Origin of the sequence: Aureimonas populi (assembly GCF_017815515.1) — a bacterium.
Classification (GTDB): Bacteria; Pseudomonadota; Alphaproteobacteria; order Rhizobiales; family Rhizobiaceae; genus Aureimonas; species Aureimonas populi.
In genome coordinates, this window is record NZ_CP072611.1 from 1632338 (window position 1) to 1647258 (window position 14921).

Sequence of the window (14921 nt, forward strand, 5' to 3'; positions counted from 1 at the left end):
CGTGCGATCCTAGCGGCTTGCCGGCGGCGCCGGCGTTGCGGGTTCCCGATTTAATAGCAAGGAACAAGGCGGATGCGAGGTTGCGGGCGAAAAACTTCGCGCGTCCCTCTTGCACGAGGGCGCCGAACGGCCTTTCCGTTCCTCCGTCGGGCCCGAGGCCCTCGTGGAGGCGCATTCGCGTGAGTGCAGCGGACGATACGCGCATGGCCGGCGGGGCGGCGCTCGCCGGCATCGGCTTCATGGTGCTGGGCGTCTTCCTCTTCGCCACCAACGACGCCATGGGCAAGTGGATGCTGGCCAGCTACGGCGTGGGCCAGATCCTGTTGATCCGCAGCGCCGCCGCTCTCCTCGTGCTCGCCCCCTTCGCGCGCCGGGCGGGCGGGGCCATCGCGCGGCCGGCGCGCCCCGGCCTGCACGGCGCGCGCGCCGTGGCCTCGACGCTGGAGATCGGGCTCTTCTACGTGGCGCTCCTGCACCTGCCGCTCGCCTCCGTGATGACCTTCTATCTCGCCGCGCCGATCTATGTGACGGCGCTCTCGGCCCTGTTCCTGAAGGAGAATGTGGGCTGGAAGCGCTGGGCGGCCGTCCTGGCGGGCTTCTGCGGCGTCCTGATCGCGCTGGGGCCGAGTCTTGCCGCCGCCTCCTTCGGCGCGGCGGTGGCCGTGGCCGGGAGCCTCGCCTATGCCGTGATGATCATCCTGACCCGGCGCCTCGCCTCGGCCGGCGGCACCACGCTGATCGTCTGGCAGACCGTGGGCGCGCTGCTGCTCGGCCTGGCGCTCGCGCCCTTCGACTGGCGCGCGCCCTCCGCGTTCGATTTCGGCGTCCTCGCCCTTCTCGGCCTCGTCGCCATGGGCGCGCATGTGTGCGTCAACCGCTCGCTCGCCATCGCGGAGGCGTCGGTCGTGGTGCCCTACCAGTACACGCTGATCGTCTGGGCCATCGTCTACGGCATGGCCTTCTTCGGGGAGGAGCCGACCCCCTCGCTGCTTCTGGGCGCGGCGCTGATCGTGGCGTCGGGCCTCTTCATCCTCCTGCGCGAGCGGGCGCGCGGCCAGCGCGCCACCGTGGCGGCCGTTCCCGACGCACTGGCGCAGGAGGATGGCGCGGGGCCGGTGTGACATTTTTCGAACGGCGCACGCCCAAGCGCGGCGGGCGGGCGGCGCGCGATTGACAGGCCCGCCTCCTGTCCCTAGCCACGCGGGCAGGAACGGGTTCCGCCGCAAGGCGGATGAAAAGGGAACGGGGTGCGGCCGGCAAGGCCAGGGCCCCGGCTGCCCCCGCAACTGTGACCGGCGAGCGGTCTTCCACTCATGTCACTGGGCGCGTCTTCGGGCCCGGGAAGACGGAAGACGAGGCTGAGACCCGGAAGTCAGGAGACCTGCCCGGCTCCCGTCACCCATGTTCCGTCGCGGGGTGCGGCGGGGCGCGGTCGTCCGTCGCGGTGACAAGCGAGACTCCTGTCGCCGCGCGCGCCGGACGGCCGGGACACCCGGTTCATCCCCGCCCGTGGTCCGTTCAACCCGCCCGACGCTCCGGGCCGGAGGCTGCCGTGAACCGATCCGTCCTTGCCGTCGCCGCCGCCGGCCTTCTCCTCGCTTCTCCCGCCGCCGCGCAGGTGGTGGAACTGGACGAAGTGCTCGTCACCGCCGGGCGCACCGCCGCCCCTGCCCGAAGCGTGGGGCGCGCCCACACGATCGTGGAGGGCGAGGCGCTGGAGCGCGACCAGGTGCGCGAGGTTTCCGACGCGCTGCGCCGCGTGCCGGGCGTGTCCGTCTCGCGCTCGGGCTCCTTCGGCGGCTTCACGCAGGTGCGCCTGCGCGGCGCTGAGGCGAGCCACGTCCTCGTCCTCATCGACGGCGTCAGGGCCAATCGCGGCTCGGACGGCGGCTATGATTTCGGCGGGCTCCTGGGCGGCGATATCGAGCGCATAGAGGTGCTGCGCGGCCCGCAGAGCGCCTTCTTCGGCTCGCAGGCGCTGGCGGGCGTGATCAACATCATCACCAAGGGCGGCCTCCGCGAGGGCCTGGAGGTGCGCGCCACGGCCGAGGGCGGCGCCTTCGGCACCGGCTACGGGCACCTGTCTGCGCGCGGCGGCGGGGCGGGGTACGATTTCGCCGTGTCGGGCAGCGCGCGCTCGACGCAGGGCATCGACCTCTCGCGCTTCGGCCGCGAGCGCGACGGGGACGTGAACGGCACGCTCAACGGCAGGCTCACCGTCGATCTCGCCGACGGGCTGACGCTGGACGGCTCGTTCCGCCTCGTCCATCGCCGCAACGAACTGGACGGCACCGATTTCGCCACCGGCCTGCCGGTGGACGCGCAGGAGGAGACGCGGGTGCGCGACCTGGTCGGCGGCCTCGGCCTCACCGCCGTCTCGCCGGACGGGGCGCTGACCCAGCGCCTGCGCCTGTCCGGCAACGACGCCACCCTGCGCGCCTTTGCCGAAGGCGAGCGCAACGGGGAGGGCGGCGGCAGCAAGGGGCGGCGGGTGGGCGCGCTCTACCAGGCCAGCCACGCCTTCGACGGCCCCGCCGGCGCGAGCCATGTCGTGACGGGCGGCTACGAGTTCGAGCGCGAGAGCTTCCGCCAGCTCGAGCCGGTCTTCGACCCCAGCCAGCTCGACACGCAGTCGCGCGACATGCATGCGCTGGTCGGCGAATATCGCGGCACCTTCCTCGACCAGTTTCACCTGACCGGCGCCGTGCGGCAGGACTTCAACGATGCGTTCGAGGATGCGGCGACCTATTCGCTGAGCGGCGCCTGGGTGTTGCCGGGCCGGGAAACGCGCCTTCACGCATCGCTGGGCACGGGCGTGCAGAACCCGAATTTCTACGACCAGTTCGGCTTCATCCCCGGCAGCTTCGCGGGCAATCCGCAGCTTCGCCCGGAAAAGAGCTTCGGCTGGGACATCGGCGTCGAGCAGGGCTTCCTCGGCCGCGCTTTGGTGGTGGACGCCACCTATTTCGACCAGGACCTGGAGAACGAGATCGTCACCCTCTTCCTGCCCGACTTCACCTCCACCCCGGTCAACGAGGAGGGGCGCTCGCGGCGGCGGGGCGTGGAGCTGGCGGCGACGCTGGACCTGGGCAACGGCTTCTCGGCCGGCGCCAGCTACACCTACACCGACGCGAGCGATCCCGAGGGCGAGCGGGAGGTCCGAAGGCCCAGGCACGCCGGCTCGCTGAGCGCCGCCTATGTCTTCGACGAGGAGCGCGCGCGCCTCTTCACCGACATTGCCTTCAACGGCCGGATGGAGGACGACGCCTTCGGCAGCGCCGGCGCCCGGCGCGTGGGGCTCGGCTCCTACACGCTCGTCACCCTGGGCGGCAGCTATCGCTTCACCGAGCATCTGGAGGGCTTCGCGCGCGTCGAGAACCTTCTCGGCGAAGCCTATGAGGAGGTCTACGGCTACAGCGCGCCCGGCCGGGGCGCGTTCGCCGGCCTGAACGCACGGTTCTAGGCCGCCGGGGATGCCTGTATACACGCCCGGCCGGTTGGGGCGCGGCTGACGTCGAGGACCGTTGCGAACCGACCTGCGGAGGGCGCCATCTGGGCGTCGCCGGCGCCTCCGCGCGCTTGCATGACGGGGCGGGGCGGCCTATCCCGGCCGCCTGACGATCTTTCGGGGAGACAAGAGAGATGCAGCGCTCAAGACCGCCCTTCCGCGCCGACATGGTCGGCTCCCTCCTCAGGCCCGCCCGGCTGAAGGAGGCGCGTTCCAGGCGCGCCGAGGGCGCGATCTCCGCCGAGGAGCTGAAGGCCGTGGAGGACGAGGAGATCGCCCGCATCGTGCGCAAGCAGGAGGAGATCGGCCTCCAGTCCGCGACGGACGGCGAATTCCGCCGCGCCTGGTGGCATTTCGACTTCCTGGAGGGCCTCGACGGGGTGGAGGGGTACGATGCCGCGCAGGGCATCCAGTTCCAGGGCGTGCAAACCAAGTCGCGCTCGGTGAAGGTGACGGGCAAGCTCGACTTCACCACGCACCCGATGCTGGAGCATTTCCGCTTCCTGAAGGAGACGGCGAAGATCGTCCCCAAGATGACGATCCCCAGCCCCAGCCTCCTGCACTTCCGGGGCGGGCGCGAGGCGATCTCGACCGACGTCTATCCCGACATGGACGGCTTCTTCGAGGATCTGGCGGCCGCCTACGCCAAGGCGGTGAAGGCCTTCGCTGAGGCCGGCTGCCGCTACCTCCAGCTCGACGACACGGTCTGGGCCTATCTGTGCTCGGACGAGCAGCGTGCGCAGGTGAGGGCGCGGGGGCTCGACCCGGACGAATTGCAGAAGGTCTACAGCCGCATGATCAACGCGGCGATCAAGGACCGCCCGTCCGACATGGCGATCACCATGCATATCTGCCGGGGCAATTTCCGCTCCACCTGGATTTCGGAAGGCGGCTACGGCCCGGTGGCCGAGACGATCTTCGGCGAGCTCGACATAGACGGCTACTTCCTGGAATACGACACCGAGCGCGCCGGCACCTTCGAGCCCCTGCGCCATGTGAGGAAGGGCGGGCAGCAGGTCGTGCTCGGCCTCGTCACCTCCAAGACCGGCACGCTGGAAAAGCCGGACGACGTGAAGCACCGCATCGACGAGGCGGCGAAATACGTCGATCTCGACCAGCTCGGCCTCTCCCCGCAATGCGGCTTCGCCTCCACCGAGGAGGGCAATGTCCTGGCCGAGGACGAGCAGTGGGCCAAGCTCGCGATGATCCGCCGGATCGCCGACGACGTCTGGAAATAGCTCTCAGCCCCGCTCGCCCAGATAGGCGGAAACGCGCGGGTCGGCGTCCGGCCCGAGCACCTGCGAGGTCGGGCCGGTGAGCACGATCCGCCCCGCCTCGACGAAGGCGACGCGGTCGGCGAAGCCGGCCGCGTCCTGCGGGTGATGCGTCACCATCACCACCGTGACCGGGAAGCTCCTGCGAAGTTGCGCCAGAAGCTGGAGCATCTCCACCCGCAGCGCGGGGCCGAGCGCGGCGAAGGGCTCGTCGAGAAGCAGGAGAGGGCGGCGGCGCAGGAAGGCGCGGGCCAGCGCCACGCGCTGGCGCTCCCCGCCCGACATCTCGAAGGGCCGCCGCGCTTCCAGCCCGGCCAGCCCCACCGCCGCCAGCGCGTCGCGCGCCGCCGCCATGTCGGCCTTGCGCGTGAACAGGCGGCTGGACAGGCCGAGCGCCACGTTCTTCTGCGCGGTGAGATGCGCGAAAAGATTGTTCTCCTGGAAGACGAGGCTGACGGGGCGCTCGCCCGGCGGCGTTTCCGTCACGTCGCGCCCCTCCATCAGGATGCGCCCGGAGGCGGGGGCGAGGAAGCCGGCGGCAAGGTCCAGCAGCGTCGACTTGCCCGCCCCGCTCGGCCCGATCAGCGCCAGCCACTCGCCCGGCGCGACGCAAAGGTCGAAGGAAAGGCGCATCCCTTCGAAGGAATAGGTCACGGCGTCGAGGGTGAGGGCCGGCGTCATGCGCGCTCCCTTGCGCCGCGCTCGGCGATGAGCATCAGCGTGAGGCACAGGGCGCCGAGGATGAGCGCCAGCCCCTCCGCGTCGGTGGAGCGGTAGCTGCCGATGCGTTGCAGGAGGAGATAGGGCAGCGTCACGAAATCCGGGCTGCCGAACAAGGCGACGGAGCCGAGATCGCCGAGCGACAGCGCGAAGCCGAGGCTGAGCGCAAGGCCGAGCGGGCGGCGCAGCGCGGGCCATTCCACATGGGCGAGCCGGGCCGCGCCGGAAAGGTTCAGATGCGCGGCGAGCCGCCCCGCGCGCGTGTTCGCGCTCCTGGCGGCGGGGCCGAGGATGCGCGTCATGAAGGGCACCGCCATCGCCGCGTTGGTGGCCACCACGATGACGGGCGCGAAGGCCGAGACCGGGCCGAACTCGCGCAGGATGAGGAACCAGCCCGCGCCGACCACGATGGGCGGCACCACGAGGACGAGGCTGCCCGAAAGCCGCGCGGCCACGCCCCGCCCTCCGCCCGCCAGCGCCAGCGGCAGGGAGAGCGCAAGGCCCAGAACCGTGGAGAGGGTGGAGATGACGAGGCTCGTCGCGGCGGCGCGGCGCACGGCCGGGTCGGCCAGAAGCGCGCCGAGATCGGCCGAAAGACCCTTCAGGAGGATCGCCGCGAAAGGCGCGAGGATGAAGGCGAGGCCCAGAAACACGATTCCCCGGTCGAGAAGCGCGCGCGCCGCCGAGCGCGGATCGTGGCGGCGGGGCAGGGCGCCGAGCGAGAAGGCCCCGCCCCGCGCGCGGCCGAGGAGAAGCGCCGGGGCGACGATGAGCGCGACGAGGCCGACCTGCACGATGGAGAGCGCGAGCGCCCGGCCGGGATCGAAATCGTAGCGCAGCGACTGGTAGATCGCGACCTCCATCGTGGTCGAGGCCGGCCCGCCGCCGAGCACCAGCACCAGCGAGAAGCTCGTCACGCACAGCATGAAGACGAGGCTCGCCGCGCCCGGCACGACACTGCGGATCGCCGGCCACTCCACCACGCGGAAGGTGGCGAGCGGCGAAAGGGAGAGCTGGCCGGCGAGCTTCCACGTTTCGGCCGGCACGGCCGAGAGGGCGGAGAGGATCATCCGGGCCGCGAGCGGCATGTTGAAGAAGACGTGGGCGAGGAGGATGCCCGGCAGGCCGTAGACGTCGAGCCGGGGCGCGCCGAGGGCGGCGGCCAGATCGGACAGGACGCCGCCCCGCCCGAAGACGGCGAGGATGCCGAGCGCGGCCACGAGCGTGGGCAGCGCCTGCGGCAGCAGGAAGAGCTTGAGCGCCAGCTCCCGGCCTGGGAAGCGCGTGCGGTGCAGCGCGACGGCCAGCGGCACGGCGAAGAGGACCGAGAGAAGGGCCGACAGCGCCGCCTGATGGAGCGTGAAGAGCACGACGCCGCGCGTGTAGGAATCGGCGGCGAGGGCGGCGAAGTCCGGCCGCGTGCCGGTGAGCACCGGCAGGAGGAGAAGCGGCAGGGCGAGCAGCAGCGCCAGCGCGGCCAGCGAGGCGAGGCTGCCCGCGCGCTTCCAGCGCTCGTCCCCGGACATCGTCACCGGCGCGTCAGCGGCCGATGGCCTGAAGCCATTCCCGCGTCCAGGCCGCGCGGTTCGCCGCGATCTCCTCCGGGTCGATGGACAGCGCCGCCTTCGGCTGGGCGAGGCGCGAGAAGGCCTCGGGCAGCGGCTCCTCCAGCTCCACGGCCGGCAGCGTCCAGTTGGTCACGGGCAGGAGCGCCTGCACCTCCTGGCTGAGCATGTATTGCAGGAACTGCCGGGCCAGCTCCGGCTGGTCGGAGCCCGCGAGCCGGCCGGCGATCTCCACCTGCGTGTAATGGCCCTCGGAAAATTCCATCGCCCGGTAACGGTCCGTTCCCTCCTCGATCATGTGGTAGGCCGGGGAGGTGGTGTAGGAGAGGACGATGGGCGCCTCGCCATTGGTGAACAGCCCGTAGGCCTCGCTCCAGCCGGGAGTGACGGTGAGGATGCGCGGCGAAAGCTCGGCCCATTTCCCGCCCGCCTCCTCGCCGTAGAGCGCCTTCATCCACAGGAGCAGGCCGAGCCCCGGCGTGGAGGTGCGTGCGTCCTGGATGACGATCTTCTCGTCGGGATCGCCCGCGATCAGCGCCGCCAGGCTCGTCGCCGGGTCCTCCACCGCTTCGCTGTCATAGACGAAGGCGAGCCAGGAATAGTCGAAGGGCACGAAGATGTCGTCCTCGAACCCGCCGGGAACCGCGAGGCCCGACAGGTCCGCCCCGGAGGGCGCGAAGAGGCCCGTGGCCTTCAGCTCGGGAATGAGGTCGGTGGTCATGCCGAGCGCGACGTCGGCCGGCGTGCGCTCGCCCTCCAGACGCAGGCGGTTGAGGATGCCCACGCCGTCGTCGAGCCCCACGAGCTCCAGCGTGCAGCCGCACACGGCCTCGAAACCCGCCTTGACGCGCGGGCCGGGGCCCCAGTCGGGCACGAAGCTGGAATAGGTGTAGACGGTGAGGACGGGCCTGTCCTGCGCCAGCGCGGGAAGGGGCGCCAGGAGAGCCAGGGCCAGCGGGAGAAGGGGTCTCGTCATCGGTCGCCTCGAGCGCTCGGCCGGAGGCGGACGGGGTTGCCCGGAGGCAAAGGCCCCGAGCGCCCTCAATCCCTCCGCCGGTACGAGCCGGATCAGGTTCTGCGGGTTGGCTGCAAGCCTCTCAGCCCGGATGGGCACCCCGTGTGAGCGCGCTCACCATAGGCGCGGCCCGTGCGGCCCGCAAGCGGCGGGACGGCGCCCGGCGCGCAGTTGCAACTCGCGTTTGTGGCGCAAGAGTGCCACAATGGTGCGAAACTCCCACACCGCCCGCCGCCCGAGCCTGCCGATGCAAGACGATTCACCCCAGCCCTTCGACCATGCCGCGCCCGAGTTCGACCGCTCGCCGCTGGACGTGCGCGGCCTTCTGTCCCGGCCGATCTGGAAGGAGTTGCGCACCTTCCTGGCCGTGGCCAAGAGCCGCTCCTTCGCGGAGGCGGCCACCATGCTGAACGCCAGCGGCCCCACGGTCAGCCGCGACGTCAAGCGGCTGGAGGAGCAGACGGGCGCCAATCTGGTCGTCGCCAGCCATTCGGGCATCACGCTCACCGCCATGGGCCGCGCGCTGGCGCTGGATCTGGCCGATCTGGACTTCAAGCTCCACAGCCTGTCGAGCACGCTGCAACGGGAGCGCTCCTCCGTCGCCGGGCGTGTCAGCGTCAGCGTCACCTCGGGGCTGGCCGTGGCGTTCGTCGCGCCGGCGGTGCAGCGGCTGAGCCGCTCCTATCCCGAGATCGAGGTCGACCTGAAGGGGCAGATCTCGCTGGTGGACTTCGCCAAGAACCAGACCGACATCATGCTCTCGCTCACGCCCATCCGCCGGGCCGGCGTCACCTTGCGCGAGATCGGCACGCTGCATCTCGTGCCGGTGGCCGCGCGCTCCTACGTGGCGCGGCAGGGCGTGCCCACGCGCTCCAACCTCGCCCGGCATGACTTCCTGCAATGCAGCTATTACGAGGGCGGCACGCAGGCCTGGAAGCCGTGGATGGATATCGCCACAGCCGGGCGCATTGCGCATTTCGCCGAGGATTCGCTGGCCTATTACGGCATGGTGAAGACCGGCGCGGGGATCGGCCTCCTGGGCAGCTACATCCTGATCGAGCCGCGCCTGGTGCCGGTGGACCTCGGCATCCACATCCCGCTGCCCTTCTACGCGGCGGTGGCGACCGACCGGCTGCGCTCGGCGCCCGTGGCCGCCGTCTTCGAATGGGTGGTGAAGCTGTTCACGGAAAACCCCTTCTTCGGAAGGGAGCTGCGCCTGCAGCCCGGCCATTCCATGCCCGAGGAGGATTTCCGCGCCTTCTTCAATGTGGACGGCCCCCAAGGGGCATAGACCGCGCGTTCACCTCCGCCGCGATGTCCAGATAGGCGTTGGCCACGTCCTCCAGGAAGACGGCGAAGTCCTCCGGCAGGAAGGCAGGCTCGTCGAGGAGGCGGGACACCATTTCCGTGTGCAGCCGAAGCCGGTCCACGATCTCGTCGCGCAGCGCGTCGGCCGACGCGATGTCGCCCGCCCGTGCCGGCTCGCGCTCCAGGACCTCGCTCACGAGAAGCGGTCCGCCTGGTCCCACGCACCCTCGACGCGCAGGAGGACTTCGGCCGGGCTGTCCATCGAGACCGGCTCGGGATGGGCCGGGATCTCGCCGGTGAGCAGGTGATAGGGCTCCTCGCTGCCGAAGAGGTAGGTATCCTTGCCCTCCATCACCTCGAGGCCGAGCAGCTTCGTCCACAGCCGTGTCAGGCGCGGCTCGGACTGCGTGACGATGCGCGTGAAGCCCTTGCGCGCGCAATGCTCGAAGGTGATCTGGATGCAGCGCTTGATGATGAAGGGGTTGCGGTACTTCTCGCGGAAGCAGGTGCGCTCGTACTTGGCGAAGCCCGCGAACCAGCGGATGCGCAGCGCGCCGATGGGCTCGTCGCCATCGTAGAACACGAAATGCGTGGCCTGGCTGTCATTGCCGTCGAAGATGAAGGCGGGAGGAATATCCAGCTCGTGCACGAAGCAGATGCTGCGCAGGATGGTCACGTCGCGCATGTGCTCGGGCGTCGTGGCCACGACCGCGCGCAGGCTGTTCTTGCGGTTGACCGAAGACTGGGACATCGACATCGCACCTCGTTGTTGGCTACGATGCGAGTTAGAACCGCGGCCCGCCGGCCCGGAAGGCCGAAGATTTAGAAGGGGCCTTCATAAATGAACGACCTGACCTCGCCGGCCGAGATCGCCGTGCGCTTCGCCGCGGAGGGCGCCATGCTGTTCGGCGACGATCCGGCCAAGATTCGCCGGCATATGGAGGCCGCGCTCTCGCGCCTGCCGGAGGAGGAGCGCCGCAAGGTTCACCAGTGCTTCTGCATGATGGCGCTGGAGCCCTCGTCGCCGAAGGGCTGAACGGGCCGGGCATGAGGGCCGCAGGGCGATGAACGACACCCCCATTCCCGTCTTCGACGGTCACAACGACACGCTTCTGCGCCTCTTCCTCGACGGCACGGGCCGGGCCTTCGACGTCTTCTTCGAGGGCGGTGCGCCCGGCCATATCGACGGGCCGAGGGCCCGCGCCGGCGGCCTCGCCGGCGGGCTGTTCGCGATCTTCCCGCCCAGCCTTCGCGACCCGGCGCTCTCCACCGCCATGGCCGCCTCTCCCTACGACCTGCCGCTGCCCGAGCCGCTGGACAGGGCGGTGGCGAGCGATGCGACCCTGGCCATGGCCTCGATCCTGTTCCGGCTGGAGGAGCGCTCGGCGGGCCGCCTGTCCGTCTGCCGCGGCGTGGCCGACATCGAGGCGGCGATGGCGGCGGGCCGGCTGGCCGCCGTCCTGCATGTCGAGGGCGCCGAAGCGATCGGCGCCGACCTTGCGATGCTGGACGTGCTCCATGCGGCCGGCCTGCGCTCCATCGGGCCGGTGTGGAGCCGGCCGAACATCTTCGGCCACGGCGTGCCGATGCGCTATCCCTCCACGCCCGACACCGGGCCGGGGCTGACCGAGGCCGGCAAGCGGCTGGTGAGGCGCTGCAACGAGAAGCGCATTCTGATCGACCTGTCGCATCTCAACGAGGCCGGCTTCGACGAGGTGGCGGGCCTGTCCGATGCGCCGCTCGTGGCGACCCATTCCAACGCGCACGCGCTGTGCCCCGTCAGCCGCAATCTCACCGACCGGCAGCTTCGCGTGGTCGCCGACAGCCGGGGCGTCGTCGGCCTCAACTTCGCCACCGCCTTCCTGCGCGCGGACGGGCGGATGGACGAGGACACGCCGCTCGAGACGCTGGCCCGCCATCTGGACCATCTCCTGACGCATCTGGGCGAGGAGGGCGTGGCCCTCGGCTCGGATTTCGACGGCGCCACCGTGCCCTGTGCGATCGGCGACGCAGCCGGCCTGCCGAAGCTTCTGGCGCATCTCGCCGGGGCCGGCTTCGGCCGCGAGCTGGTGGAGAAGATCGCCTGGCGCAACTGGCTGGACGTCCTCGGCCGGACCTGGGAGCGATAGGCTCGCAGGCTCGGCGGCGGCCGCAAGAGCGCTACCCTTCCGCCGGCCCCTCCGTGAAGGAGCGCCGGTCGATGCCGTGCCGCTGGAGCTTGTCGTAGAAGGTCTTGCGCGGCAGGCCGAGCGCCTCGATCGTCCGTCGCACATCGCCGCGATGGGCGCTCAGCGCCTCGCGGATCGCCTGTGCCTCGAAAGCCTCCAGCCGCTCCGACAGGCTGGCGCCGGCGGGCGCGGGGGGCGCGGCATCGGCAAGCGGCGCGTCGTCCAGCCCCAGCGCCAGCCGCTCGGCGTAATGGGACAGTTCGCGCACATTGCCGGGCCAGTCGTGGCGCGCCAGATGCTCGCGCACCTCGCGCGTCACCTCCGGCATGGGCGCGCCGAAGCGCCGCACGGCGCGGGCCAGGAAGTGGCGGAAGAGCAGAGGCACATCCTCGCGCCGCTCGCGCAGGGGCGGGATGCGCAGCGTCACGACGTTCAGCCGGTAATAGAGATCCTCGCGAAAATCGCCCCGCGCGGCGGGATCGCCGAGATCGACCTTGGCCGCCGCCACCACCCGCAGGTCCAGCCGGCGCGTTTCGTTGGTGCCGAGCGGCTCGATGGCGCGCGTTTCCAGAACGCGCAGGAACTTCACCTGCACGGCGGGGGGCATGGATTCGATCTCGTCGAGAAAGAGCGTGCCGCCGCTGGAATGCTCGATGCGGCCCACGCGCCGCTTCTGCGCGCCGGTGAAGGCGCCCGCCTCGTGGCCGAAAAGCTCGCTCTCGATCACCGTTTCGGGCAGCGCGCCGCAATTGAGGGCGACGAAGGGGTGCGCCCGCCGCGCGCTCCACCGATGCAGAAGGGAGGCCACGACCTCCTTGCCCGACCCGGTCTCGCCCTCCACCAGCACGTCCACGCGCGTATCGGCGATCTGGCGCAGCGTGCGGCGCAGCCGGTGCATGACAGGCGTCTCGCCGATCATCGAGACGTCGCCGTCCGCCATTCCGGCCTCGGCGCGCAAATGCCGGTTCTCCAGGACGAGGCGACGCTTCTCGGCCGCGCGCCTCACGCTCTCCACCAGCCGCTCGCCCGCGAAGGGCTTGGCGATGAAGTCGTAGGCGCCCTCCTTCAGGGCGGCGACGGCCATCTCGATGTCGCCATGGCCCGTGATGAGGATGACCGGCAGGTCCGGGTCCAGCGCCTTCAGGCGGCGGAACAGCGCCATGCCGTCCATGCCGGGCATTCGCAGGTCGGTGACGACGACGCCCGGGAAGTCCGGCGACACCGCGTCCAGCGCCGCCTCGGCCGAGGGCAGGGGGCGCGCCTCGAAGCCGGCCAGCTCAAGCGTCTGCGCGTTGGCGGCGCGCAGATGCGCCTCGTCGTCCACGAACAGCACCGGCATGGGCTCGTTCGTCTCGCTCATGGCCCGGCCCTTCGCAGCTCCACGGTGAAGATCGCGCCCCCTTCCGGCGCGTTCCTCGCCAGGATGCGCCCGCCCATCTCGCTGACGATATCCTGCGAGATGACGAGGCCGAGGCCCAGCCCGTTCGGCTTGGTGGTGGAGAAGGGGGTGAACAGCCGCTCCAGCGCGTCCGGCGCAAGGCCCGGGCCGTTGTCGCGGATCGTGAGGCCGACGGTGCTCTCGCCGGCGCCGGTTTCAAGCGTGATGACGGGGCAGGGCGTCTCGCCCAGCGCGTCCAGCGCGTTGCGCAGGAGATTGACCAGCACCTGCTCCAGCCGGATGCGGTCCGCCTCGATCGGCAGCGGCCCGGTGACGCCGGAGCGCTCGAGCGTGACGCCGGCCTCGCGGATGCGGCTCGCCAGCATCAGGAGCGCGCCGTCCAGCGCCTCGCTCAGGTCCATCCGGCGGCGGCGCCCGGGCGCGCGGCGGGCAACGGAGCGCAGCGCCTCGGTGATGGTGTCGATGCGCTCGGTGAGCTGCACGACATGGCCCATATTGGCGCCCGCCTGCCGCGGCTCGCCCCGCTCCAGGAAGCGGCCGGCGTTCTCGGCATAGGCGCGGATGGCCGCCAGCGGCTGGTTGATCTCATGGGCCACGCCCGCCGTGATCTGGCCGAGCGTGGCCAGCCGGTTGGCCTGCGCGAGATCGTCGCGCAGCTTCAGGACGCGGCTTTCGGCCGCCGCGCGCTCGGCGATCTCGCCTTGCAGGCGGGCGTTGGCCTGCGTCAGCTCGGCGGTGCGTGCCGCCACGCGCGTTTCCAGCTCGGCCGCCGTGCGGGCCAGCGCCGCGCGGCGCTCGCCCTCGCGCTGGCGCCGCCGCCATGAGGCGAAGCCCGCGATGGCGGCCAGCGCCAGCGCCAGCGCCGCCAGAAGGCGCGCGAGCGCGCCCTCCTGCCGGATGGCGGCGTCGGCCGGGGCAAGAAGATGCAGCTGCCAGCCTTCCGGCCCGCCCGCCAGCGCCTGCGAGGCGCCGGCGAAGCGCCCGGGCGCGCCCCCGCCCGGCGCCGCGCGAAGGAGCCCTTCGGTGCGGGTTTCCCGCACCGGCAGGCGCGAGAGCGGCGCCTCGCCCGATTGCAGCCGCTCGCGGATCGCCGCCGCCTCGCCCTCGCCGATCTCGCGCTCGGCGAGGAACCGCCATGCCGGCACGCTGGTGGCCAGCACCACGCCCTCGGCGTCCGTCACATAGGTGGGCCGGCCGGTGCTGGCCCATTCGCCTTCCACCGTGCCCAGCTCCACCTTGGCGACGACGACCCCGATCGGCACCTCGGCCGTGCCGATCCGCTCCGCGATGTAGAGTCCCGGCCGGCCGCTGACGGTGCCGAGCGCATATTGCTCGGCCCGGCCCTCCTCCAGCGCCTGCGTGAAGTAGCGGCGAAAGCGGTAGCTGGAACCGACGAAACTGTCCGCCTCGCCGAAATTGCTGGCCGCCACCGCAAGGCCGTTCGCGTCGATGAGGTAGAGGACGCTGGCGCGCGTGCCGGTGGCGAGCCGGCGCAGCTTCTCGTTCGTCGCCGCCACGCTGGAGGCGAGCCGCATCTCCAGTGTGGCACGCACGGTGCTTTCCTGCGCGAGGACGAGGGGCACGGCGCGCTGGCGGTCGATCTCCGCGCGCAGGGCCGAGCCCGCCAGCGGCAGCGCCAGATGCGCCTCTTCCCGCAGCCGCTCCACCACGCGCCCTTCCGCGAAGCGGCCAACCCCCTCCACCGCAAGGGCAAATCCGCCGAGGGCCAGCAGCACCAGAAGCGCGCGGCCCCAGCGGCTCGCCGCGGAGGCGGGAACGTTCGAAAGCGGCGAGGCGGGAGAGGGGGACGAGGCCATGTGCGGATTATCACACAAGCGTTCGGGATTTTGCGCGAAAAATCGCACGCGCTTGGGTCCGCCCTCGCGAGAAAAGCGCGCGTAAGCCCTGTTCTGACGGCATGGCAGCCCTGCGGCGAGAGAATGGCACGGCGTTTGCAACTGCAT

Annotated in this window: 13 protein-coding genes and 2 riboswitches; of the genes, 6 read left to right on the forward strand and 7 right to left on the reverse strand. The window is 71.2% G+C overall.

Going from position 1 to position 14921, the window contains the following annotated elements; genetic code table 11:
• Positions 1–203 precede the first annotated feature (203 nt).
• The 3 genes from J7654_RS07525 to J7654_RS07535 all read left to right on the forward strand — a co-directional run bounded on the left by J7654_RS07525 (position 204) and on the right by J7654_RS07535 (position 4746).
• Complete coding sequence (locus J7654_RS07525) at positions 204–1121, forward strand: DMT family transporter (RefSeq protein WP_209740321.1); 918 nt, start codon at positions 204–206, stop codon at positions 1119–1121.
• Positions 1122–1211: 90 nt separating this feature from the next.
• A riboswitch (cobalamin riboswitch) is annotated at positions 1212–1388 on the forward strand.
• Between the two features lie 164 nt (positions 1389–1552).
• Positions 1553–3463, forward strand: a complete 1911-nt coding sequence (locus J7654_RS07530) for a TonB-dependent receptor plug domain-containing protein (protein ID WP_209739522.1) — start codon at positions 1553–1555, stop codon at positions 3461–3463.
• Positions 3464–3642: 179 nt separating this feature from the next.
• Positions 3643–4746, forward strand: a complete 1104-nt coding sequence (locus tag J7654_RS07535; protein ID WP_209739524.1) for a 5-methyltetrahydropteroyltriglutamate--homocysteine S-methyltransferase — start codon at positions 3643–3645, stop codon at positions 4744–4746.
• Positions 4747–4749: 3 nt separating this feature from the next.
• Here J7654_RS07535 and thiQ read toward each other — a convergent pair whose 3' ends face one another.
• From thiQ to thiB, 3 genes are read right to left on the reverse strand one after another with little or no spacing between them, the layout of a single operon-like run.
• Entirely contained in the window at positions 4750–5463 is a 714-nt protein-coding gene (gene thiQ, locus J7654_RS07540) for a thiamine ABC transporter ATP-binding protein (RefSeq protein ID WP_209739526.1), read from the reverse strand.
• The gene (locus tag J7654_RS07545) at positions 5460–7028 is read right to left on the reverse strand and encodes a thiamine/thiamine pyrophosphate ABC transporter permease ThiP (protein WP_209739528.1); all 1569 of its coding nucleotides are present in this window, start codon (positions 7026–7028) and stop codon (positions 5460–5462) included. Before J7654_RS07545 ends, thiQ begins: the two co-directional genes overlap by 4 nt.
• Positions 7029–7041: 13 nt before the next feature.
• The gene (gene thiB / locus J7654_RS07550; RefSeq protein ID WP_209739530.1) at positions 7042–8043 is read right to left on the reverse strand and encodes a thiamine ABC transporter substrate binding subunit; all 1002 of its coding nucleotides are present in this window, start codon (positions 8041–8043) and stop codon (positions 7042–7044) included.
• 51 nt (positions 8044–8094) lie between these two features.
• A riboswitch (TPP riboswitch) is annotated at positions 8095–8195 on the reverse strand.
• A 92-nt stretch (positions 8196–8287) separates the two neighbouring features.
• Here thiB and J7654_RS07555 point away from each other — a divergent pair.
• Complete coding sequence (locus J7654_RS07555) at positions 8288–9373, forward strand: LysR family transcriptional regulator (RefSeq protein WP_209739532.1); 1086 nt, start codon at positions 8288–8290, stop codon at positions 9371–9373.
• On the opposite strand, the gene J7654_RS07560 is transcribed toward J7654_RS07555, so the two are convergent.
• Together J7654_RS07560 and J7654_RS07565 are read right to left on the reverse strand one after the other, a co-directional pair.
• A complete protein-coding gene (locus tag J7654_RS07560; protein ID WP_245195711.1) occupies positions 9345–9587 on the reverse strand; it encodes a hypothetical protein in 243 nt (80 codons plus the stop codon). The two genes, J7654_RS07555 and J7654_RS07560, sit on opposite strands and share 29 nt — an antisense overlap.
• A complete protein-coding gene (locus tag J7654_RS07565; RefSeq protein WP_245195712.1) occupies positions 9584–10141 on the reverse strand; it encodes a GNAT family N-acetyltransferase in 558 nt (185 codons plus the stop codon). Before J7654_RS07565 ends, J7654_RS07560 begins: the two co-directional genes overlap by 4 nt.
• Positions 10142–10231: 90 nt before the next feature.
• On the opposite strand from J7654_RS07565, the gene J7654_RS07570 reads away from it, so the two are divergent.
• Both J7654_RS07570 and J7654_RS07575 read left to right on the forward strand, forming a co-directional pair.
• The gene (locus J7654_RS07570; RefSeq protein ID WP_209739534.1) at positions 10232–10426 is read left to right on the forward strand and encodes a hypothetical protein; all 195 of its coding nucleotides are present in this window, start codon (positions 10232–10234) and stop codon (positions 10424–10426) included.
• 28 nt (positions 10427–10454) lie between these two features.
• Positions 10455–11519, forward strand: coding sequence for a dipeptidase (locus J7654_RS07575; RefSeq protein ID WP_209739537.1), 1065 nt, complete (start codon positions 10455–10457; stop codon positions 11517–11519).
• Between the two features lie 31 nt (positions 11520–11550).
• Here the strand turns inward: J7654_RS07575 and J7654_RS07580 are convergent, their stop codons facing one another.
• Together J7654_RS07580 and J7654_RS07585 are read right to left on the reverse strand one after the other, a co-directional pair.
• Positions 11551–12918 carry a sigma-54-dependent transcriptional regulator gene (locus tag J7654_RS07580; RefSeq protein WP_280842360.1) on the reverse strand — a complete coding sequence of 456 codons (1368 nt, stop codon included), beginning with the start codon at positions 12916–12918 and terminating at the stop codon, positions 11551–11553.
• Positions 12915–14774, reverse strand: coding sequence for a sensor histidine kinase (locus J7654_RS07585; protein WP_209739539.1), 1860 nt, complete (start codon positions 14772–14774; stop codon positions 12915–12917). Before J7654_RS07585 ends, J7654_RS07580 begins: the two co-directional genes overlap by 4 nt.
• Positions 14775–14921: the final 147 nt, after the last annotated feature.